The organism is Elusimicrobium simillimum, assembly GCF_049639735.1.
GTDB classification, from domain to species: domain Bacteria; phylum Elusimicrobiota; class Elusimicrobia; order Elusimicrobiales; family Elusimicrobiaceae; genus Elusimicrobium; species Elusimicrobium simillimum.
Genome location: NZ_JBEVVA010000003.1, coordinates 1,082,888 through 1,106,950, shown reverse-complemented (window position 1 = coordinate 1,106,950; position 24,063 = coordinate 1,082,888). Strand labels below are relative to the sequence as shown.

The 24,063-nt window shown below is 43.2% G+C and carries 9 protein-coding genes; all 9 read right to left on the bottom strand.

Features of this window, described 5'->3' with window-relative positions; all coding sequences use genetic code 11:
* Nucleotides 1-156: 156 nt before the first annotated feature.
* Complete coding sequence (locus AAIR98_RS05990) at nucleotides 157-1,332, bottom strand: glycosyltransferase (protein WP_423971288.1); 1,176 nt, start codon at nucleotides 1,330-1,332, stop codon at nucleotides 157-159.
* On the bottom strand, nucleotides 1,310-3,484 hold the full coding sequence (locus tag AAIR98_RS05985; RefSeq protein ID WP_423971287.1) for a SpoIID/LytB domain-containing protein: 2,175 nt from the start codon (nucleotides 3,482-3,484) through the stop codon (nucleotides 1,310-1,312). Before AAIR98_RS05985 ends, AAIR98_RS05990 begins: the two co-directional genes overlap by 23 nt.
* Nucleotides 3,485-3,620: 136 nt before the next feature.
* The gene (gene lon / locus AAIR98_RS05980) at nucleotides 3,621-6,122 is read right to left on the bottom strand and encodes an endopeptidase La (RefSeq protein ID WP_423971286.1); all 2,502 of its coding nucleotides are present in this window, start codon (nucleotides 6,120-6,122) and stop codon (nucleotides 3,621-3,623) included.
* Nucleotides 6,123-6,303: 181 nt separating this feature from the next.
* Nucleotides 6,304-6,891 (bottom strand): ATP-dependent Clp protease proteolytic subunit, encoded by a 588-nt coding sequence (locus AAIR98_RS05975; RefSeq protein WP_423971285.1) that lies wholly within the window; start codon nucleotides 6,889-6,891, stop codon nucleotides 6,304-6,306.
* A 113-nt stretch (nucleotides 6,892-7,004) separates the two neighbouring features.
* A complete protein-coding gene (locus AAIR98_RS05970; protein WP_423971284.1) occupies nucleotides 7,005-7,676 on the bottom strand; it encodes a hypothetical protein in 672 nt (223 codons plus the stop codon).
* A gap of 283 nt (nucleotides 7,677-7,959) precedes the next feature.
* Entirely contained in the window at nucleotides 7,960-11,754 is a 3,795-nt protein-coding gene (locus tag AAIR98_RS05965; RefSeq protein WP_423971283.1) for a hypothetical protein, read from the bottom strand.
* Between the two features lie 71 nt (nucleotides 11,755-11,825).
* Nucleotides 11,826-11,960: an NAD(P)/FAD-dependent oxidoreductase gene (locus AAIR98_RS05960; protein ID WP_423971282.1), complete on the bottom strand. Its 135-nt coding sequence runs from the start codon at nucleotides 11,958-11,960 to the stop codon at nucleotides 11,826-11,828.
* Nucleotides 11,912-12,988 (bottom strand): aminoacetone oxidase family FAD-binding enzyme, encoded by a 1,077-nt coding sequence (locus AAIR98_RS05955; RefSeq protein WP_423971281.1) that lies wholly within the window; start codon nucleotides 12,986-12,988, stop codon nucleotides 11,912-11,914. Before AAIR98_RS05955 ends, AAIR98_RS05960 begins: the two co-directional genes overlap by 49 nt.
* Nucleotides 12,975-24,044: a hypothetical protein gene (locus tag AAIR98_RS05950; RefSeq protein WP_423971280.1), complete on the bottom strand. Its 11,070-nt coding sequence runs from the start codon at nucleotides 24,042-24,044 to the stop codon at nucleotides 12,975-12,977. Before AAIR98_RS05950 ends, AAIR98_RS05955 begins: the two co-directional genes overlap by 14 nt.
* Nucleotides 24,045-24,063 lie beyond the last annotated feature (19 nt).

Genomic DNA, 24,063 nt, shown 5'->3' with positions numbered 1-24,063 from the left:
CGTCATACGAACGCGCTTTGAAAGACGGGAAATTAAGTTAATGTTGTTTATCATAAACAATAAGTTTTTACAATTTGTACGTCTGAACTATCACACATAAATATTATACTAATTTTATTTAGGGTGCTTAACATTGTTTGGGCCTATAAAAAAGACCTATTTTTTTAGCAGTTTTTTGTAGAGTTCGGTTTGTTTTAAGACGGTAGTTTGCGCGCTATATTTTTGATGGTTAAAGCTTTTTGCGCCATTTTTTAAATGGTTTAGCAAGCTTTCACTTCCAAGAACTTTTACTATTTTTGAGGCCAGTTCATCTTTTCTGCCTTGGCCGAAAATATAGCCGTTTTGGTTGTTTATAAGAACCTCGCTTGTGCCGTCAGCCTCATAACACAGCGCCGGCACGCCGTAGGCAAGCGCCTCTAGCAGCGCTATAGGCAGCCCCTCGCGCAGAGAAGTGCTTACATAAATATCACTAATAGCGAAAAGTTCTCTTACGTCATGGCGAAGACCAAGAAAAGAAAAATGTTTTTTAAGCCCCAGCTTTTTTGCCAAAGTTTTTGTTTTAGCTTCATCAGTGCCGCCGAAACCTACGTATAAAAAATGAACATTAGGCATGCGTTTAATTACCTGCGCGGCGGTAAGCACAAATTCTTTAGCGTTTTTAAGCGGTTTAAAATTGCCTATACCAAGCACAACTTTGCTGTCTTCTTTTATACCAAGACTGGCAAGCTTTTTTTGTCTGTCAAAAGACGGTTTAAGCTCTTCAAACTCCGCCCCCGCGTGCAGCAATATGTTTTTTTTGTTGCCGCCTATGCCAAGGTTGGCGGCCTCATTCATATTAGCTTGGGATACAAATATTAGTTTGTCGGCAAGCGCGGCCCAAAACTTTTCTATATATGTAAAAATAAAAAATCTTTTTATGCCGCCGTACATGCTAAAGCCAAGACCGTGATATGTGTGCACCACTTTTGCGCGCGGGTAAAGTATGCTTGCCGCTCTGCCTACTATGCCAGCCTTGGGGCAGTTGGTGTGAATAATGTCGGGGTGTATTTTGCGTATAATTAAATATGTTTGAAAAACTGAAAGGATGTCCGCCGGTATATTTGCCACTGATACACGCTGGCGTAAACTTTTAATAGTAAAAAAACGGTTTTTAAGTTTGCTTTTTGCGTGAGCCTCCAGCGGGCCGCCGGGGCCTGACGCCAGAAATGTATCATACTCTTTACGCGGCAAATTAACGGCGGAGTAAAGCACGCTTTTCTGCGCTCCGCCGCCGTCTAAACGGGTAATAATATAAAGAATTTTTTTCTTTTTAAATTTCTGGGGTTTTTTCATTAGCGTCCGGTAATGTTAAAAGTTCTCCTGTGTCCGCAGGTTCGTCTTCATGGTCTTCCACTAAAGCCGGTAATACTGTTTTTAACGTTACTTCGGGATAGTAAAACTTTAAGATTTCGTTAAAATCTTTAGCTTCTTTTTCCAGCCCTTGCGCGCCATTAAGGCACAGCCCGCTGCCAAGCCCGCTGTCTACGCCCAGCGCCAAAATACTTTTTATTTTAGCGCCTTTGTAAAAAGGAATAAGCTGAAAAAGATTTGAACGGATAGAGCCGGCGCTGAGTACAAAAGATATTTGCTTGGCCTCCGTTATTGTTACCGAATCTTTTGTACCCTCAAACTTCATTGTTTTAACATGGCCAAGAAAATCTGTTTCTAATATTTTTATACCGGTAAGGGCGCCTATGTCTTTGAAAGAGGCTTTTATTCTTCTGGCAATGTCCTTGGTATCGTAAAGATACGCCCATTTGAGCGGCGCCCAGGCGCTGTCGTCCGCAGGAGCGGACAGTAAATCCGCCGGCGGGTTGGAAATAATATATTTAAATACGTTTGACGGAGAGTAGGCAAAATCCCCCGCCGAGGCTGAGTTTTTAACGCCGTTGGCGCCGTATATAAAGCATGAACTGTAAAAGTCATCATTATTATCATCCAGCACCATGCCAAGAGTATCCGCCGCGGCCTTTTTGGCTACGCCGGACTCCATATTTACGCCGCCAAACTTAAGGCTGGGTTCGCTGTCTGAAATATGGTAGAGGCCGTCTTCCGCCGTTTCTTTGTAAAGATACGTTCTTACCGCTATGGCGAATGCTTTGAGCGTTTGCGGTGTATGTTGTATGGCTCTTGATTCAGACGCTAAAAGCGAGGGTAAAATATCCTCAATAGTAACATTGTTTATAAGATTAAACCCTTTGTCCGAGGTGTTAACTGTAATAGTGCCTTTAAGTTCTTTGTCGCTAAAGTCAGCTTCAAAAATATTGTTGCTTTTTGCATTTTTAACAAGCACTGTGTAACCTGTGTGCGGAACAATTGTTAAAGGACGTTTTGTTGCAAACTTGGTTTTTCCGTGGCGGTCTTTGATAATTAGACTTTTAAATTGATTGTCAAAAGTTACAGACTCCGCCAATAAGGGGTTGGTTTTAAAAACTTCACCCAGTTTTTCGTCCACTATGCTCATGGGCGCCGTACTGACGACCTCGAAGCTTTGCAGGTACGTGGGCGTCATGTCCGCCCTGGCGTAGAGCATCATTTTTACCTCGGGCCCGGGGATGGATTTATAGTTCCTTACAATAGGCTGGTTTAAGGTGTAAATAAACAGGCTTTTATTTTTTAAATCTTTCTTGCCGAGTTTCTGTACCCTTTTAAGTGATTTTGTATCGGTATTATCACGCGCGTAAAGCATGGCATAGTATTGCCAGGCGGTATTGTAGTCTTTCCTTTTGTCTTTTACTTTGGCAAATAACTGCGCGGCGGGAAAGTTGTGCTCATCGTGGGAAAGTGACTGTTGTAAAAATATGTCGGCCGCGTTAAGGTTTTTGGTATTGCCTATATTATAGCTTTCCAACGCTATCATGTAGGACGCCAAACTTATAAGGTAAGGGTTAGCCGTGTAAATATGGGCGAAGTGTTCCTGCTCTTTATTATCCCCCTCCAAATGACTGATGAAGGCGGCGGCCAGGTTTTTAGCGGAAATATATTCAAAGTCGCCTGTAAGGTAAAGCAACGCGTCTAACTGGCTTTGCGCTTCTTTATATTCACCTGTTGTTATAAGAAACCAGGCTTTGGAGAGTAACGGGAAAGGGTCCTCAGGATTAAGAGAGGAGGCTTTGGTTATATGCGTAAGCGCTTTATCATATATACCAAGATTATAATATGTAAAAGCTATTTCTGTTTGCGCGCTAGCGCCTATTTTAGGGTCCGGGTTGGATTTGGTAATATCTTCCAGGTCATCTATGCAGGACTGGAACGCCGTGTTTGCGCACAGGCGCGACGCCTGGGCCACTTCAGCGGGGATAACAAAATCAAATACAGATCTGCGTGTTTGCGTTTCGTTAAGACGTACGTCTGGCAGTCTTTCATAGCCCTGCGAAGTTACCGCTACCTGGGCGCTAAGCGCCGTGTTTAAAAATATAAATGATATTATTAAATATTTTTTCATACAAAAATTATAACTTATTTGGCTGGGTGAAAAATAGGTTTTTGGGGAAGTGGCGGGCTGTTTATTCTCACTTTACAAAAGGGAGAAATTAAAAATAAGCCCCGGCTGTTAGGGCCGGGGCTTATTAATTAGAGCTTTATTTCCTTTTGGCTTTTTTACCCGCTTTTTTTGCGGTAACTTTTTTAGTTTTTACCACGGGTTTTTTAGCCTTAAGTTTTGCTTTTGCCGCGGGCTTAACTTTTACAGCCTTAGCGGTTTTGGCTTTAGACTTTTTGGCGGGTTTGCGTACCAGCGGGTCTGCGCCGTCAAAAGCTATTTTTACCACCTCATCCATATGTTTTACGGGGATAAGTTTTAACGCTTTTCTAACCGTTTCAGGTATTTCAGACACGTCTTTCTCATTTGTATGAGGGTAAAGAATTGTGTCCACGCCCTCTCTGTAAGCGGCGAGGAATTTTTCCTTGATACCGCCAACGGGCAGCACGCGGCCTGTTATAGTAACCTCGCCCGTCATGGCAAGCTTTTTACGCACGGGGCGTTTAGTAAGCAAGCTTATTAAAGCCGTGGTAATTGCCGTGCCGGCGCTGGGGCCGTCTTTAGGCACAGCGCCCTCGGGGAAGTGGATATGAAAGTCCGTCTTATTAAAGTCCGTACCGTTGCCGTAGCCTTTGCTTCTGGCGTAAGTTAAAGCGGCGTGGACAGATTCTCTCATAACATCACCCAGTTTACCAGTTAAGGTTATTTTACCTTTGCCGTCCGGTATTTCTGTGGCTTCTATGGAAAGCGTTTCGCCCCCCACGCTGGTCCAGGCAAGGCCTGTGGATATGCCTATGCCGTTTTCCTCAGTAGCAAAGTTGGAATACTTTGGCACGCCCAGGAAATCATGCAGGTTATCCTCAGTTACTTTTATAGCTTTACCGCCGTTTTCAACGTATTTTTTGGCGGCTTTGCGGCATATGGTGCCTATTTCACGCTCAAAGTTTCTTACGCCCGCTTCACGCACATATTCACGCATAATTAGCTTGATGGCGGCGTCATTGATTGTAAGGGCGCCCTCTTTAAGGCCGTGCTCTTTTGTCTGTTTAGGTATAAGATATTGGCGGGCTATGGAGTTTTTTTCATAATCAGTATAGCCGTCAAAATCTATAATCTCCAGACGGTCACGCAGTGTTATAGGTATAGAACCCAGCGAGTTTGCCGTAGTAATAAACATTACTTTAGACATGTCAAAAGGCACGTCTAGGTAATGGTCCATAAAGTCTTTGTTTTGCTCGGGGTCTAAAAGTTCTAACAAGGCCGCCGCAGGGTCGCCCCTCCAGTCTGAACCCATTTTGTCAATTTCGTCCAGTAAAAATACGGGGTTGTTGCTTTTGGCTTTACTTATACCCTGTATGATACGCCCGGGCATAGAACCTATGTATGTGCGCCTGTGGCCGCGTATTTCACTTTCGTCACGCACGCCGCCAAGCGACATTCTTACAAATTTGCGCCCTATAGCCGTGGCTATAGATTTGGCCAAGCTTGTTTTACCCACGCCCGGAGGGCCCGCAAAACAAAGTATAGGGCCTTTGAGCGAGTTGGTAAGCTTGCTTACAGCAATGTACTCAAGTATACGCTCTTTAGGTTTTTCAAGGCCAAAGTGGTCCGCGTCCATAACTTGTTTGGCTTTTTTAAGGTCTAACACGTCCTCTGTGCTGACGTTCCATGGCATATTAACCAGCCAGTCTAAAAATGTGCGCGAAACCGTGGCCTCAGGTGAAGACGGCGCCATTTTTGACAGCCTTTCCAGTTCTTTTTCCGCCGCTTCTTTGGCGTTTTTAGGCAGGTTATTCTTTTTTATTTTGGCTTTAAGCTCGTCAATTTCTTTTTGGAAATCGTCCTTCTGGCTAAGTTCCTTTTGTATAGCCTTCATTTGCTCGTTAAGATAGTATTCTTTTTGGTTTTTTTCTATCTGTGAGCGTACTTTGGTGTGGATTTTCTCTTCTAAGGCTATAATTTCCGTCTCGTTAGCTAATATTTTTATAAGCAGTTCAAGACGTTTTTTGATATCAACCGTTTCTAAAACTTTCTGGCGGTCAGCAATTTTAACCACCATGTTGCTGGCGACGGTATCGGCCAGTTTGGAAGGGTCTTCAATTTGCCTGAGGAATGACACGCCCTCAACAGCTATACGGCGGGAAACCTCGGCGTAGGACTCAAACTCGTCCAATAAATTACGCATAAGGGCGGTAATTTCCGGCCCGTCATTAAACGCTTCAACCGGGTAGGAAACATTAGCAAACCAGGAGTTTGAAATATTATTAAAATCCAAGCTGCTAAGCTCTACCCTTGCTATACCCTGTAAAAATACTTTGGCGGTGCCGTCGGGCAGTTTGAGAGACTGCGTAATCTCGCTCAGTACGCCAAAGCGGTAAATTTCTTCAGATTTAGGGTCCTCTACCTCCGCAATTTTTTGCGCTACGGCAACAACGTATTTGTTGGTGTTTAAGGCTATTTCTATGGCCGCCATGCTTTTGGCCCTGCTTACCGACAACGGCAGCGACATACCCGGAAACATTACTACGTCCCTTATGGCAACCGCGGGCACTATAGTGGGCAAGTCCCCCGGTTCGTGTTTATTTATCATTTCTGCTGTCATGTAATCCCCCTTTGTAGGTTGGTTAAATAGTTAAAATTTGTACTTATATATAGTGTGTGTACAGACGGTAAAATTTAAAATATAAAAACTATATTAATCTATTTTAGCAAATTATTGTTAAGATTGCTAGTTATAGATTAAAGTACAGGCCCCGGCCAATATTTGGCAAGGGCCTGTAAAGTTACTTCTTAAGTGTTAAAACTTCGTCAATAAGGCCGTAAGCTTTAGCTTCTTCCGCCGACATATAGTAGTTGCGTTCGCTGTCTTGGCGTATTTTTTCTTTAGGCTGGCCTGTGTGGTGAGAGAGAATATCAAGCAAGTGTTCTTTGTTTTTTGCCAGTTCCTCGGCCTCGATAGCGATATCAGTAACCTGGCCGCTTATCCCGCCGCCCCATATTAAAGGCTGGTGTATCATAATGCGCGCGTGCGGCAGAGCGTAGCGTTTGCCTTTAGAACCGGCGGCTAAAAGCACTGCGCCAAAGCTCATTGCCTGGCCCATACAAATAGTGGTGATAGGCGCTTTAATAAACTGCATTGTGTCGTAAATAGCTAACCCGGCTGTTACCAGGCCGCCCGGGGAATTGATGTAAAGGTTAATGTCTCTTTCAGAATCTTCCGCGTCCAAGTAAAGCAGCTGGGCTATAATCATGGTAGCGCTGGCGGTGTCTACCTCCCCCTCTCTGCCGCCCACAAAGATAATGCGGTCTTTAAGTAATCTTGAAAAAATGTCGTACCCGACGTTTTTGTCCATAATTGTAGGTATAATCATGTTTAGTCTCCAATATTAAAATCAAATTAATTATATCTTATTTATTGCGCCTAGGTAATACCACCGCCCCGGGATAACAAACCCGGGGCGGTATTGATAATGCTATAAGCATTTTATTGGGCGGCCGCGTTTCGCAAACCTGATTTTTTTACAGCGGCTTGAAGGTTGGCTTGCCAATCCGGATGAGTTACGCAGTCATTGCCGGCCGGGTTAAGACAGCAGGCCCTGGCAACCCCTTCAGCCGGGCACTCTTTGCCCTCAGAACTAGAATCCTCCACCAGTATCATATGCTTTTTGCCGTCTACGTCAGTCAGCTGCAGCCATCTTAGTGTGGAGGAAGCGCTAAGCCCTTTTTTAAAATCTACCGTGTCATTGTTCCTGGCCTTAAAGACAGGCTTTGTTTTTTGCGCGCCTATTATATTGGACGCGGTAAATTTTGTGCCGGGCGTGATGAATTTTTTTGAAGCATGGGCCGTTTTTATATCCGCCACGCCTTTTATATCCACTTCAGCCCCTGAACCCCTTATTGCCATGGATTCTGTTACCAGCAGCCTGCCTGCGGCGGCTTTGCTTTGAGAAGAGACAAGGTCTAAGTTGCCCTTAGCCACCAGTCTGCTTATATTTGCCGCGGTTGTGTTGCTTGCGCCCGCGTTAAGCGTATTGGATACGCTTAGTTTGGCATACTTACCTGACGGCGCAGGATGGAAAGCCACACTTTCTATTGTGCCCGCCGCTGCAAAAACTGCCGCGGTTAAAACCCCTGTTATTAATAATAGTTTTTTCATATTGAAGCCTCCTTAATATGTTTTTTATGTACATAAAAAAGGCTACTCAAATGCTATATATATAATAGTCATATATGATTATTAGTCAAGACCTAAATATTTTTTTGTAAAAATATTATAAAACATAAATGATACTTATTTGCTTCTTTTTGGCTACTATTTTCTTATAATCTCATATCGGCTTCATAGATAAATTATAATGTAAAATACATATAAAAATCATCCCACGCTTATGCGTGGGATGATTGTATGCTGTAACCTTATATGTTTTACGCAAAGGGAACTATTTCTTTTTAAAGAAGGTTTTTAGCTTGCCCAGCAGTGAGGAGTTTTCTTTATCTTTTGCTTCTTGTTCCTCTCTTAATTTATCTACTCTTTCTTTTCTTATTTCTTCTTGTTTCGCCTTTCTTTTGGCTGCGGCCGCCGCTTTTTGTTCTTGCTTTTTTGCGTTCTTTTCCGCTTCTTCTAAGTCTCTCTGTTTTTGCAAGGCGTCTCTTTTTTCATGCGCCTCCTGCAGGCGTTTTTCCACTTCAAGCTTCGCTTTTTCTTCAGCTGCCCGGAGTGCCTTAGTTCTTTGTCTTTTTTCTTCTTTTGTTAGGTTAGGTTTGGCGGCAGGCACGGGGGTTAAGGCTTTATTTTCTTGCGCGTGAACAGGTTGCACGCCGGATGTTTCTTGTCCCATTGTGGTAACTGCTCTTTCTAATCCTGTAAGACTTTCCAGCGTCACTATCTGCTCTGGCATAGAAATAACTTGTTTATTTATTATATCCTCAACGCTCTTTTTTAATACAGGGTCCTGAGTATAAGATTTGCCTGACTTCTTTACTTTTTCTATTATTATTTCAGTATCGAACTGTTCTTTTACTGTTGGTTTACGCGCGTTTAATAACCTTTGCTTGGTACTGAAAAGCAGAGGGCGTTTATGCGCATGAGGATTAAAGTGTAACTGATAATCTTCATAGGATTCTGACAAACCTGTTTTTGCAAAAAAATCTTCTTCCGCTTGTTCTACGTCAAAGACTTCATTGTTGGTAATAGTCTTTTCTTTTTGCGCCAGCATAAAGCGCAACGCGCTGTAATTGCGTGAAATGGCTTTAACTTCTTCTGTGTCTAAATATCTGGCGATACTCCTTTCTAAATTATAGTGATTGGCGTCTTCAAATAATTTTCTAAAGGCATTAATGCCGTGAATATCAGATATCTCATCTGAAACAAGGATGTCAAAATATTGGAATAAAACATTCGTTCTGTCTTTATACATATAAAGAGCAGGGTCTTCATAATCTCCGTCCTGCAGTTCTCCTTTGGTAAAACCCAAAATCGCGCTGCTGTCATAACTGTAGCCGCTGTCGGCTTTGTAGGCGCCTTGCATTGACGGGGCAAAGTCTTCATCTTCAACGGGTTTATACTCAGAGTCCAGTTCGGCAAAGGCGTCGTTTAACATTTCTTGCGCTAAAATAACATTTTCTTTTAGTTCTTCAAAAGTAAAACTGTCCGTGAGAGTAGTGCTTAGCGAAGAAATACTTAATTTTCTAAGAAGTTCTTTTATATTATCAAGCTGGTATTGCTTTTGTTCAAGCATGGTTAGATTGCCGCTTTCGGCAATATACTCAAGTTCAAGTTCTGTTATATTGGCGTCGTTAAGCTGGCGCTGCAGTTTTTCTAGCGCTTTATAGGCGGTATTATTTATAGGTTGGGTATCTGCCGCATCCTTTTTAGGGCGTTTGGAAACCTCGTCTAGTATTTTGTTGAGTTCTTTTTGCTGGTCTTGGCTTAAGCTGTAGAAGTTGGCAAGTAAAAACTCGCTTATTACGCCGTTGCGCGCGTTGTTTAACTCTCTTTCCAGTTTGCCGCTGTCAACTCTTTGTTCAAGCTCTGTTTGTTGTTCTGTTTTGTTGCTAAATAAGGTTCCCGCTAAAACAGTTACATATGTTATTGCTTTGGTAATATTTGGAGTTTGCGACGGCCTGGCTGTGTTTGCCGCGCCTGTGCCTGTGATGTCACTTATTGTGCTTGCGCCTTTTCCTTTATTTGCGCTTTGCAGCAGCTCATCGACTTTTGTGTAGTTTTCCAATATTTTTTCCAATAAATTCGGCCGCATATACACGTTTGCTTCCAAAGGATTAGTTTTCGGCTGTGTTTTCGGTTTAGTTTGCGTTAAAACTTCTGCGTCGCCTATTGTGTTAACCTGCGGTCTTGCGCCTATCTGCGGGCGGCCTGTGTTTAACACGGGGTTTTGCATACCGGGCTCTTTTAATATATCCCCGCTAAGCTTGCTGCCCGCGGGTGTTTTGCCGGGCGTTTTTTGGCCAAATGTTTTGTTATAGTCTTTTATTAACTCATAGCCTATCCTGCCTGAGTTTGTTGTGTTTACGTTGGGAACGTCAGGGGTTTTTAAATTAGAGCCTATAGCTTCGCTGGGGGCGGCTTTGCCGGCCTGCGCGCCGCGGCTTGCGCTAAAGTAGCGCCCTATCCTGCTGCCTCTGGCCCACTGCGGGATGCTTGCCACGAACTCCATAAAACTTGGTAAACTTACCACCAAGGCTACCATATATACCCCGCCCATTATTTGGTCAAATCCTCTCGCTCCGGACATCGCTTTGCGGTACTCCGTTACCATGCCTATGTGGTTCTCATTGATTGCGCTGCCTCTGCCTAATTCAAGTTCTATTCTGCGTCTGGTGCCTTCAGGCATGTCTGCGTACGCGCTGCCGGCTTTGTACGCGTAATACAGTTTTTGGTTGTAGTCCGAATAAATAGCAGCGCCGATAGTGAACGGTTTGTGTAAATTGGGTTCTTCCGATACCAACTCACTTACTAACTTTTTACCCCTCGCTCCGCCAAATAATATTAACTCTGAACCTATGTCCTCCCATACGTTCCTCGTCGGCATCATCACACAATCACGCGTGCTTGAGAACGGCGTACACTTGCCTGCCGTGCTTGGAAGACCAAACTTTTTTATGTGTTTTACGTCAGGGTATTCAAAGCGTATTGTGACCTCGTTATTGTATACTCCTTTAAAATATTTGTAACCTCTTTCTACATAACTAGTCACCCAGATTAAATCGAAAAACGCGTTTAACGCTATCTTAAAAACGTTGGTGGGGGTCGCTTTTTTTACGCTGTTTTTTATTACTTTTTTTAGCGCTTCGTACGACGCCTCGCTGTCCATTAACATCAGCGCGTTCGCCCCGCCTTTTAACACCGCGTGCGCGTTACGCCCCATGTAATTGTGGTTTAAAAATTCGTATACGTTTTGTTCGCCCTGGCCCAAATATCCCAACGCCAACATGCTTGTCACGGCGTTAGGACACAGACGGTCTTTTTTGTTGCGCGCTATCGCCCAATCTTCGCGGATCTCCATACCGCTTACTTCATCGCAAACCCATTTTAACTCTAAACCTTTTTTAAAATACGCGGCTAAAACGTGGTTCGTGTCATAGTCCACACCGTCCGTCTTTAACATTATTTTGTAAACCTGCTCACTGTAATGCAAGGCTGTCTCGCGGTCCGTTACCTTCTCAAATGACTTCGCGAAAGCTTTTAAAAAACCTTTGTTCAACGCGTTAAATGTTACCGCCATTTTTACACTGCCGTCGGCGTTTTTTACCGTTATGTACATGTCTTTGTGCCCGCGCCCCGGCGCCGTCCATACTTCACGGCCAGTCGCGTCCGCCTTCAAATACTCGTAATCGCGTAATATGTGGTAATATTCGCTGATGATTTTACCGTGCGCGGCAGAGCTGCTTCGCTTAGATTTGCCGACGGAAGTAAAGTAACGGTAAGCTTCGGATGTTTCGGACGCCTCAAGTTTGCCCGGTGTCACATTGATATTTTTTAAATTGGACATGCGCGTAACTGCGTCTTTGAACTCCAGGTTCTTTATGGCTAGCGCACGCTCAGATGGCACATGACGCGTCGTCTCGGATACTAAACTTACGTCATATTGGTTTTTAGAGGGAGTAAAGGTATAAATAGGTTTTTTAACGCTTTGCCCAAATGTAGACACCGGAACAGTGCCCATGAGCAAATTTAAAGAAATTGCTATTGATAAAAATTTTTGATAATTAATCATATTTATATTGTATAAAAGCGTGTGACAGCTAACCAGGGTCAAAAGACCTAGTTAGCTATAGGCCAAAAGGCCTATTTGGTAGCTATAGCGCGGCCCGCGGCCGCGCCGCTGGCCCAGGCCCAGTGCAGGTTATACCCGCCCAAGCGGCCGGAAACATCTACGCATTCGCCCGTAAAATAAAGTCCGGGTACTTTGCGTGACTCCATGGTAGAGGAGGAAAGTTCTTTAGTGTCCACTCCCCCGCCGTTATTTCGGCCTTGAGATAAGATGTATTGAGAAGCGGTGTAAAAGTGTAAGCGGTAAGCGTGCGTTCAAAATGCTGCAGAGTTTCGCGCTTGGCGTTGGAAACCTGTTGGTCATAGCCGTATGTAAGAGTTGTAACAAGGCGTTCCGGTAAAAGTCCGTCTAAGATTTGTGAAAATGTTTTAGGTGTTTTGCGGGCGGCGGCGATAAGTTCCGCTATATTTGTATCAGGCAGGAAGTTGATTGTTAAAGCTTCGTCCCCCTTACTGTAAAGCGACATTTGCAAAGCCGCCGGGCCGCTGATACCGTAATGGGTAAAAAGCATGCTGTCTTTAATGGTTTTTTTGCCAAGTTTAAGCGTGACAGGGGCTGATATTCCCGCCAGAGCTTCAAATTTAGCTAAATCCGCCTTATCCCATAAAAAAGGGGTAAGGGCAGGGTAAAGCTCGGTAACATTAAGACTGAAGGATTTTGCTATATCATACGCCACACCGCTGGCGCCTATGCGCGGCATACTTAGGCCGCCTGTGGCAACTATTACACGCTTGGCGTGCAGCGGTTTGCCCGCTGTTTTTACTATAAAAATATCGTTTTCTTTTTCTACGCCGTAAACTTTGGTGTTAAATAAAAATTCCGCGCCGGCGGCGCGGGCTTCAGCGGCAAGGGTATCTAAAATATCTTTAGCGTTAAAACCAAAATATTGGCCCTTTTCGCGTTCTTGCCAGCCTACGTGATGCTTATCTAAAATTACTGTAAAATCAGAAGGTTTAAAGCCCGCTAAAGCGCTTTTGCAAAAGTGCGGGTTATGTGAGTTGTAGTCCGCCGCGGATACATTTTTATTGGAAAAATTGCACGCCCCTCCGCCGGAAATTAATATTTTTTTACCGGGGCCGGAGTTATGGTCTATTATAAGGGTGTTGCTGCCTGAGTAAGCCGCCGCGCTAAGGCCCGACGCCCCCGCGCCTATTATGACTGTGTTATAGATGTGCATGTATATATTGTACTATTTTAAAATTATTTCTTCTTTTTACCGAAGTTGGGGTTAGTATTGCTGACTGTTTTGGCGGCTTTGTCCCTTTTACATCAGCGGATTTTAAAAGGCTGTCTATATTCAAAGGTTTTCTGTTTTTGGTAAGATTCCACCCTTTTATTATTTCACCGGTTTTAACCTCCACCTGGTCAGCGTCTATCTCAATAGGCATGTTATAATAAAAAAGTTCTTTTTCTCTTTGGGGCATGGCGGGGTCGTCAGAATATTTATCCCACCCTTCTCGCGCTCCTCTAAAATCATGCATGAAAATAGTGACAAGAGAGTGGGTTTCGTCCATTTCCGCCAAAATATTATCTTGTAAAAAGTGAGTGTACTCGTGCAGTAATGTTTTAATAAGTTCAATGGTATTATTTTTAAGCAAGGCGTAGTTTAAGCTTATTTCATTATCCATATAGCCGCCCATATCGTTTGTTTTGTTAGAGTAGATTACGCGCACATGATTGTCTGCTAAAATAGAATTAAGCATAGTTTGCATATACAGCGCTTGCTCAGCTTTAGTATATTTTTTTATATTGCTAAAAAACGACTCCGGGCTCACCGCAAGTTTATCTAACTTTATATTTGCTTTTTTAGGAAAGAAATTTCTTTCTTTCTGTAAATTAAGATTCCAACCCTTTACAAAATCCTCATTTTTAAAAAGCGAGGGTGTTTCCATAATATAAAAAACCTGCTCCAGCACCATATCACGCTGTTCTATATATTTGTCAGGCATGGGCAAGTGCTCTCTAACTTCAGCCATAAGCCTGTTGACAGCGTTGTATAGTGTGGGCGCCTTTGTGCGCATACCATGTCTGTCCAGGAGAAAATGATACATTTTTTCTACCAGGCCAAAGATAACAGTGTTTTCAGGCTGCGCGTATAAACCGGGTAGTTTGTATTTTTCTTCTACTTCAGGCAGCCAGTTGTCCAAAAGTTCCACAAACTTAGCTTTGGGCGGGTTAATCCAAAAGTTTTCCTCAGCCTGGGGCATAAGAGTTTTCTTTAACTCTGTAAACCACGGGAGGTTAACTTGCTGCTGTCCGTACGGTTTAATATCTTTAAGACGGTCAAAAACTTCTTTTTGGGTTTGGCGCGCGTCAAGCTCTTTGGGCATTTTTAAGTAAAAAATGTCTTTTTCTCTTTGCGGTGTTTTGCTATTAGTAAAATAATCCCACCATTCACCCTCTGTTTTCGTACCCCTGTAGTTATTGTAAAAGAATAAATTATAAGACTGCATACCAGGGTCGGCCTTAGGCAGCAGCTCGTGCTGCAGTATATGACCGTACTCATGGAAAGCCGCGGCAAAAATTTGCGCGGGTATGTTTTCCCCGGTAAAATTATTGGGGTTAATTAATATCATACGGCGGATAGGGTCCCCGGTGGCTCTGCCATTCATTTTAAAATCATACATGACGGTAACATTTTTGCCGGCGAACATATTAATAAAGGTTTGCATGTAAAGCGTTTGTTCCGGGTATGTAAAAGTGTTAAATTTAGCTATAAATTCTTGCGCGGAAATTGTAAGTTTTTTCGCGTCAAAACTAAAATTATTGGACATTAGCCCCATTTTTATAGGATTAGTTAAAACGTCATACCATTTATCTAAAAACGCTTCCTGTTTAAAATACTGCGGGTTATCAAGCAAATCAAGGTAGGGGGCTGTTTTAGCGTCTTTTAATTCATAATATTTATCGGGCAGAGGCAAGTAGCGCATAGTCTCTCTAAGAGACCTGTAAATACCGTTTAAAAGCAATTCGGAAGGATTGGGCGTTGTCAGCACTTTAAAGAGATACTGGCTGGTTTCCAAAGCCTTTTGAAAAAGATTTTGGTAATGGCGGTTCGTATATAAACTTTCCGCCAAAGAAGTTTCAAGTGACGGCATGCCGGACTCAAGTATTTTAAGTGACGGAAACGGTTTTAACCATACACTGCCACCCGGGGTGTATTGGCCTGTTACATATTTATTTATCTGCGCCAGGGTTATGTTTTCCATACCAAGTATATCAAAAGGATTTTTAAGTTCCGCCCATTGCGGTCTTGGCGTTGGTAACGGCGACTCATAGGGCTGCAGCGCTGAGGAGAGATTATCAAAAGTGCTTGTTTTGGCGCGAAATTTTTCTAAAAATTTATCAGCAAGTTCTTTTGAATATGCTTCAAAGGGATATTCCTCAAATACAACATCCAATTCATAATCTCTAAAATAAGTATCAAAAAACTGTCTTTGCAAAGAAAACGCGTAACCGTAAATAAACTCATGCAAAATTTCTTCAATCCCGGCATTGGGCGGGAATGGCATATTTATATGGCTAAAACCGTGCATGTTTTCAGTCATTTTGCTTTCATGGGGCAGCCTGATATCGTTTATTTGCGGTACCACAAGGGTAACACCCTTTTCCTCAAATTGTTCAAGGTAGGTGTTAGCGGTTTTGTTTATATGGTAAAGCAGAAAGCGTTGTTTGTCGTCTATGCTAAGCTTGGGAAATATTTCCATAAGCCTGCTTAATATTATAAAATCCTCCTCCGGCGCTTTATGGTTATAAGGGCGTGGTTTAATAGAGTGAATGTTATCGGGCAGGCCGTTTTTTCTGGGGTATTTTTTTATTACGGATTTATAAAATTGTTCTAAAAAATCATCCGCAAAAGCATGATACGCCCGCGGCAGCGGTAAAGAGTTAAACATTTCTTTTATTTCCGCTTTCTTGGCGGAAGCCTGTTCTGTTTTACCAGCTACCTCTAGCTGTTCCATATCAAAAAACTTATAGTAGAGCTCTGTAAAAAGCCGCTGCTGCGCCGCGTCCTCATAAAGCACGGGGGCGGGGCCGTAAAGCTTGACGGCGTCCTGCGGCGCAGAGTCGTCCGCCTGCACTGCAGGGGCCGCAGATGTTTGCTGTTCAGGCGTTACGTCAAAAGTGGTTGTTTCTATGGCGGATTTTAGCCATTCGCCGGCTTCTTTAACCATATTGCTGTAACTGGTTCTTCTTTGGATAACCTGGTCAATTTTTTCTGTAATTAAAATTTTAAACGCGATATCGTTAAGCGCTGTGCCGTCGGTAATTTGGGCGGCGCCGGCATCGCCGTAGAGTATAACGTATTCTCTTGCGGCTTCTCTTGAGGCGGCTTTTACCACTGAATTTAAACGCTCACCAAGCTTTTTATCTTCATTTAAAAACCCTTTAACATAATATACTCTTTTGTCGGGATATTGGCTTGCAAAAACTTTTCTGGCTTCCTCGGCCGCGTTTATGGCCTCTTGCGCGGCCGCGTCAAGTTTTTGATTTATAAGCGCATCATCGTATCTTTTTTTTGCCGCCATTTCTTCTGTTACAAACAACATGGGTTTTTGCGGCAAACTGCTTGTCTCCCGGCCGTTTTTAATCACCCTTACTACTTCTTTCATTGTGGTGGGGTCCACATATTCCTCTTCTATAGCTTCTTTTATTTTACCTGATGATTTTTCGGGCTTGAAAGAAAGATAATCAAGAAAACCGGGTATCATAGGTCTTTCTTCTTTGCCTGAGTAATATTCCCATAATCCTGTGGCAAGGTCATAGGCCAGGTTAAGATAAATGCTCATATTATCATTATTAGCGGTAAATCCTCTTACCGCAATTTTATTTTCCCGCGCGTTATAGCCGGCGGCGGCGCCCTTTTCAATAGCGGGCAGCGGTTGGCCTAATTTAAGCTCAGCGGCTTTTATATACCTGTTTAAATAATCGTTTATTTCAAAGCTTGTTTTGCCTTTGCCCCTGAAAGCGTTTATAAGCGGCGCCGCCTCTATACCCAAGCCTGGCTCCGCGCTAAAACCCGTTTTGGTATATTGTAAAACCGCTTCCAGCGCGGCAGCCTGGCCGTGAGCGGTTTGCACGTTGCGGGCTTCTTTAACAAAAGCGGAAAGATACTGGTATATATCGTTATCATATTTATTTCTCCAGTAAGAACGGGGGTTTATATAACGTATTTCCCCCACATTATAATAGCCCGGGGTTTGGGTATAGTAGTTATCAAGCGCTACGGCGTAATCATAAACGGTTTGGAAAATATAGTCGGTAATACCCTCATGGGAAAAATCTTGCAGAGCGGGCAGTAATATTGTGTTGGCCGCGGGGTCAAAACCGGTAGGGTTGCCTGTAAACACGGGGCGCGGAATATTAAGCCCTTTTAATCTTTCGGACGCTTTGTTTCTAAGGTCTGAAAGCAGTTTGTTGCTTCTTGGCAAATCAAGCTCCGCGGGGAATTTGCGCCAATCCGCCAATATAAAATAAAGCGGACTTACCTGGCCTGCCTCGCCATGTTCAAACAAGTCAGCCATTGTATCTAAAATCATATTTTTTTCTTTTAACTGCTTGTCTGATAACGGAGAATTTTTTGCCGCTTCATCTTTAAGCATAAGACGCACATTTTCAAATAATCCTATATAGGGTGAAAGCGAGAAATTGGGCTTTGCCTCGGCTTGTTTAAGTGTTTGTTGCGCTATATTATGATGCGCTAATTTAGATTTAATTTCCTTAAGAACAGAATCAAAAAGGTCATATACAATACTTTTTTTAATAACGGGGTTACTGCGGCCTTTAAACTCAGTAACATGTTTTAAAAGAATATGCAGAAATTGCGGTTTATTAAAAAGGTCCGCTTCGTTTTCTATTATAGGTTCAACCGTTTGTTTATATTCATTTAAAGCGGCGTCGTAGGCGTTTTGCAGCATTTTTTTAGCAGCCGTAAGCTGCACGAAAGTAAGCTTTTTCATGATTTTTGAGGCAAAATCCACAAGCATACCTACCCCTAAAGGGTCTGCGAAAAGCTTGGGGCTGTCTTCTTTTGGCAAATGTTTTTCTATTTCCGCCGCCACGATATCATTAAAAGTTTTTTTATCTAAAGAGTGTTGCACAGGCGGCGTTTGTGCTGAATTTATATCTGAAAGCAACATATTTACCGCAGAAGTTATATTTTGCCCGTCGCCTTTCTTACTCTGCATTACATTTTCAATTTGAACAGTAAAGTGTTTTTGGAAAGAGGGGTCATATAAAGCGGTGCCGTCGGCCACTGCGCGTACAGCAGGCGCGCCGTTATCATAAACATATTCCTGCGCGGCCAGCGGCAAAGCCGTGTAGGCGGCGTCTTTTACTTTGGCGGTTAATACTCCGTTGTCATCGGCAGTTTTGGCAAAGACCTCTAACAATGGCGAAAACGCGCTGTTCTTGAGTGCCTGCGGCGTTTTGTTGGTATTGGCATACCGCAAGACACTGTGTTCAATAAAATCACCTAAAAGCTCTTTAAGCTTTTTATCTTCAAATCTTACGGTTGGCAATATAATTCGCGCTGGCTGGGCATTTAGCGCGGGCATTATATTTTTAACTTCCGGTTGGGCAGCGGCCGCTTTTAAAATAGTGTAGTTAGCCGCTTTAAAATCAGATAAAGCTTTAAGCAAATCTTCCGCAAGGTTGGCGAATAAATCACGGTTAGAGGCTGACAAATCAGGCTCTCTTATTAATAATTTATTTGTTTTGCCGCTATAGCCCGCTTCGGGGTTAAAAGAAACCAAGGGCGCGTTATATCCTGTTTTTAAAGAAGCGGCTTGCACATATCTGTTAAAATATTCCTGCAAATCAATTTTTTGGGTTGTGGGAACACGCAGCAGATAAAGCCACGGCCTGGCGCCGCCGGTAATAGGTTTAAATTCTTTTATAATAAAACCTGTTTTTAATAGTTCTGTAAGCGCTGCCAGAAACTGCCGCTGTTCGTGCGGGGCCTGGGCAAAAATTGTGTTCATTATTTGGTAGACATCAGCGTCAGTACGGTTTTGCCAATAATGCGCGGGTGTTATTTGCGGGTAGTCCGCCACATTATAAATACCGCTTTTTTTAAGGTAAAAATTATCCAGCGCCGCGCTATAGTCTAAGGCCGTTTGGAATATATAATCCGTAATATATTCATGGTGAGTGTAGGCGGGCTTAGCTAATGTAACGGTGTTTGTTTTGGGATCATAACCCGTGGTTGCGTCCGCCAGTACAATGGCGGGCGTTTTAACAAAAGTTACTCTGGCAAGTTCTTTGTTTAAATCCGCCAGTTTTATGTTGGCGCGTTTTATGGTGGTTTTTTCCAGCAAAATACCGGACATTTGCGGTATGTTTTTACCCGCGCCATTTTGCATAAGAGTTATAAAGGTGTCTATAATCCTATCTTTTTCCTGTACATCTCTTTTAGACGGAAGCGCGGCATGCTGGCCGTACTCCTCTAACATTTGGCGCAGATATGAGTAAAGCTCTATATACGGCTGCGTAGTACGCGCGGGTTCAACCGCAGGCGGCGTTAGGCGTGTTTTTATAGGTGTTTGTATTTCAGGCAACGCGCCAAAAGGCGGCTTGCGCAGCACCTGGTCAACCACGTTTTCAACAATTTCAGGTTTTAAAACTACATTTTTTTCTTTTTTAAGCTGTTTCAAAAATCCCGCTAATACAGTAATAAACTTTTTATCATTAAAACGGTTTTCATTTTTAAGTTTTTGGGCGGATTTATAGTATCTTTTTTGGTAAACCGCTTCCGCGTTTTGGTAAGCCTGCGCCAGCATTTTTTTTACAGCAACCGTTTCGGCGGCGCTCATGCTTCTGGTAAGGGGTAGAACTATGTTTAAAAGCTGTTCAAAAGGGTCTTTAGGCTGTTTAGCGTTAAGTCCCCACAAATCATATTCCTCTTTAACATCGTTAGCAGCGGCGGCAGCCGGCATATAAACGTTGATATGGTGTTCGTTTATGTATGAGAGATTATCTTCCGGCACTTTAACCATAACACCGCTTATAACAGCTTCTACTTTTTCTTTAGCTTTGTTAAATTCATTAATAGCTTTGCTGTTTTTGGGTAAGTAATACTCTAAATTAACCGCTTGTATAGAAAGATTGGATTTGTTTTCTATAAGTTCCTTTAAGCTTTTAAGACGTGTTTCTCTGGGCATATTTTCAATGGCGTTTTTGTCCGCTATGAGGTTGTTCATATTGGCGGTTAGATTGGCAAGCTCACTCTGTATAATAGCGGCTTCGCGCTGTGCCGGCGGTATTATAAAAAGTTCTTTAGAGATATTTTTTGTGTTCAATGGGGTTTGCCAGGATTTAAATACTATACCCGCTATAATATTGGCGTCCTTTTCTATAGGCGTATTATGATAGAATAATTCCTTTTCTCTTTGCGGCCGCACGGAAGATTGATAGTATTCTCCCCACCCTTGCTTGCCCGCGCGGTGATAGCTGAAAAAAATGTTATACGCTCTACTAGACGGATCAAGTTTTAGCAGGAAAGAATCCTGCATATAATGTGTAAACTCATGCAGAAATGTTTGCGCGGGGTGTGTGCCGGCTTCTTGAATTCTTTGTTTATTAACTTTTAAAATATTTACGCCGTATTCCCCCTTGCTGTTAAGTTTGGGCTCATAGCGTAGTTTAAAGGGGTGGTCTTTTTTAGAATAAACAGTGTTCAACAGTGTCTCAAAATATAACAGCTGTTCTTTATCGCTGTAAAAATCAAACATTCGTGTAAAATATTCAGGCGCAACATTAAGTTTTTGCGGGTTTATATCACGGTAAAAATTATCTTTAAGCGCTTTTTTAAGCGCGGCGTCCCACCTGGCTTTAAATTCAGGCGAATAAAAATGTCTGGGTTCTTTGGCCAGAAACATAAGTTCCCGTATTACGGGCGAGATGGCAGCATAGTATGTGTCTGGCAACGGCATGCCTTCAATAGTTTCAGCCAGCATGCGGTTTAAAATTTCCCAATGATTTCCAAATTTATTAAACCCAAATACATACAACTTATCAATAAGGTCTTTTATTTGCTCCGCTCTATAAAATTTTGCCCGGTTAACTTCATCCGAATAGAATACTTTAGCCTTGCTGAATTTTACCGGCGCCAACAACGCTTCTAAACGTTGTTGGTAGTTGGATTTAGGCAGCCAGAGAGAGTTGTTTTCTATTTCCGCCGCAGAATTCCATTGCAGGGCGGCGTCAGACTTATTTTCCAAATTAAGACTGCCGTCTCTAAGTTTTTCTAAAAACAGTTCTAATATCTGCTTAGGCTTTTTGCCAAGTAAAAGTATATTCAAGCTTGCAGACACCTTTATATTATGTTCAAGAAAGTTAAGATAATTAGGGTCTTGTAAAGCATTGCCTGAGGTCTGCAGGTTTTCAAACGCTTCCATGCCAAAATAGTCTTGATAATCTATATCAGCGGTTTGTACGGCTGTATTAAGGAATGTTACAACTATACTGGCCTCTCTATCATTTACAAGCCCCTGTCTTTTTATCATATCCATAAAGAGGCCGATACCGGGGAAAAGCTCACTAAGCATTACCCCCCTTTCAGCGTTTATAGCGGCGTTAATCTCAGTAATAACGCTTGCCACCAGCTCCTCTATTTGCGCCTGGCTTATGGCGGGCTGCACAGGATTAATTTGGTGTAGGTCTGTTTTGGGGCGTTTGGCGGTTTCTGTTAATATTTTATCTAACTCTTTTTGCTGCTCTTGCGTTAAACTAAAAAAATTGTTCATTAAGTATTGGCTGATATAACCGTTCTTCGCGTTGTTTAACTCGCGCTCTAATCTGCCGTGGTCCACACGTTCTGTCTCAGGCATTTTTGGTGTTTCTTCGCCGGGGTTTTGCATTATGGCTGATGGATGCGCTGCGCTGTCCGTTGTGTTTGTTATGATTCGTTCAAGCATGTTTACTTGTGCGGGCTGAGGTATTGCCTCCGTTTTCACGGTTTTGGTTTGCGGCTGCGTTATTACTTCTGTTTTATTGTTAAATAGGGTTCCCGCTAAGGTTGTTATATAACTAAAACCTTTTGTTATGTTTGGCGTTTGCGCGGGGAGCTGCGCCGGGGTGCCTGTGATATCGCTTATTACATTGGCGCCTTTGCCTTTGTTTAAAGTTGATAAGGCTTCTTCCGCTTTGACGTAATTTTGCGTCAGTGTTTCTAATATGTTTGTGATGGGCTGAACCTGCGGCTGGGTTATTACCTCAACCTCCGATACCTGCGGTCTGGGTTTATATAAAGTTTTTACCTCGTTGGTAAGCGTGTTTAATATCGGCCCGCTTGTTTGCGGCTGCGGTCTGGGTTTGGTTAATACGTCAACATTACCGCCGCCCACTTGCGGCCTTGCGCCGCCCGGTCTGCCACTGTTAAATACAGGTACTTTAGTGTTTGGCGGCGTATAAATATTTGTGCCCGGTGTTGTGCCCGGGTTCCTGGGCGTTTTGAGCCCAAACGCTTCATTGTACTCTTTTATTAAATCTAATCCTATTTGTTTGTTTACTTCTACTTGCGGTTTTAAATTAGAGCCTATAGCTTCGCTGGGGGCGGCTTTGCCGGCCTGCGCGCCGCGGCTTGCGCTAAAGTAGCGCCCTATCCTGCTGCCTCTGGCCCACTGCGGGATGCTTGCCACGAACTCCATAAAACTTGGTAAACTTACCACCAAGGCTACCATATATACCCCGCCCATTATTTGGTCAAATCCTCTCGCTCCGGACATCGCTTTGCGGTACTCCGTTACCATGCCTATGTGGTTCTCATTGATTGCGCTGCCTCTGCCTAATTCAAGTTCTATTCTGCGTCTGGTGCCTTCAGGCATGTCTGCGTACGCGCTGCCGGCTTTGTACGCGTAATACAGTTTTTGGTTGTAGTCCGAATAAATAGCAGCGCCGATAGTGAACGGTTTGTGTAAATTGGGTTCTTCCGATACCAACTCACTTACTAACTTTTTACCCCTCGCTCCGCCAAATAATATTAACTCTGAACCTATGTCCTCCCATACGTTCCTCGTCGGCATCATCACACAATCACGCGTGCTTGAGAACGGCGTACACTTGCCTGCCGTGCTTGGAAGACCAAACTTTTTTATGTGTTTTACGTCAGGGTATTCAAAGCGTATTGTGACCTCGTTATTGTATACTCCTTTAAAATATTTGTAACCTCTTTCTACATAACTAGTCACCCAGATTAAATCGAAAAACGCGTTTAACGCTATCTTAAAAACGTTGGTGGGGGTCGCTTTTTTTACGCTGTTTTTTATTACTTTTTTTAGCGCTTCGTACGACGCCTCGCTGTCCATTAACATCAGCGCGTTCGCCCCGCCTTTTAACACCGCGTGCGCGTTACGCCCCATGTAATTGTGGTTTAAAAATTCGTATACGTTTTGTTCGCCCTGGCCCAAATATCCCAACGCCAACATGCTTGTCACGGCGTTAGGACACAGACGGTCTTTTTTGTTGCGCGCTATCGCCCAATCTTCGCGGATCTCCATACCGCTTACTTCATCGCAAACCCATTTTAACTCTAAACCTTTTTTAAAATACGCGGCTAAAACGTGGTTCGTGTCATAGTCCACACCGTCCGTCTTTAACATTATTTTGTAAACCTGCTCACTGTAATGCAAGGCTGTCTCGCGGTCCGTTACCTTCTCAAATGACTTCGCGAAAGCTTTTAAAAAACCTTTGTTCAACGCGTTAAATGTTACCGCCATTTTTACACTGCCGTCGGCGTTTTTTACCGTTATGTACATGTCTTTGTGCCCGCGCCCCGGCGCCGTCCATACTTCACGGCCAGTCGCGTCCGCCTTCAAATACTCGTAATCGCGTAATATGTGGTAATATTCGCTGATGATTTTACCGTGCGCGGCAGAGCTGCTTCGCTTAGATTTACCGACGGAAGTAAAGTAACGGTAAGCTTCGGATATTTCGGACGCCTCAAGTTTGCCCGGTGTCACATTGATATTTTTTAAATTGGACATGCGCGTAACTGCGTCTTTGAACTCCAGGTTCTTTATGGCTAGCGCACGCTCAGATGGCACATGACGCGTCGTCTCGGATACGGATATTGTGGAGTTTTTGTATTGACGGTCTAATTCTTCTTTACTGGGAAATTGGTACTGCGGAAAAGGTTTTTTAGAAGAGGGATTGGCACGCTGCCCCATGACATTTATAGGGAGCGCGCTTGTAAGAAGACATACTATTAACAGCAACGAAATAATTTTTCTCATACCAATACCCTTATATAAA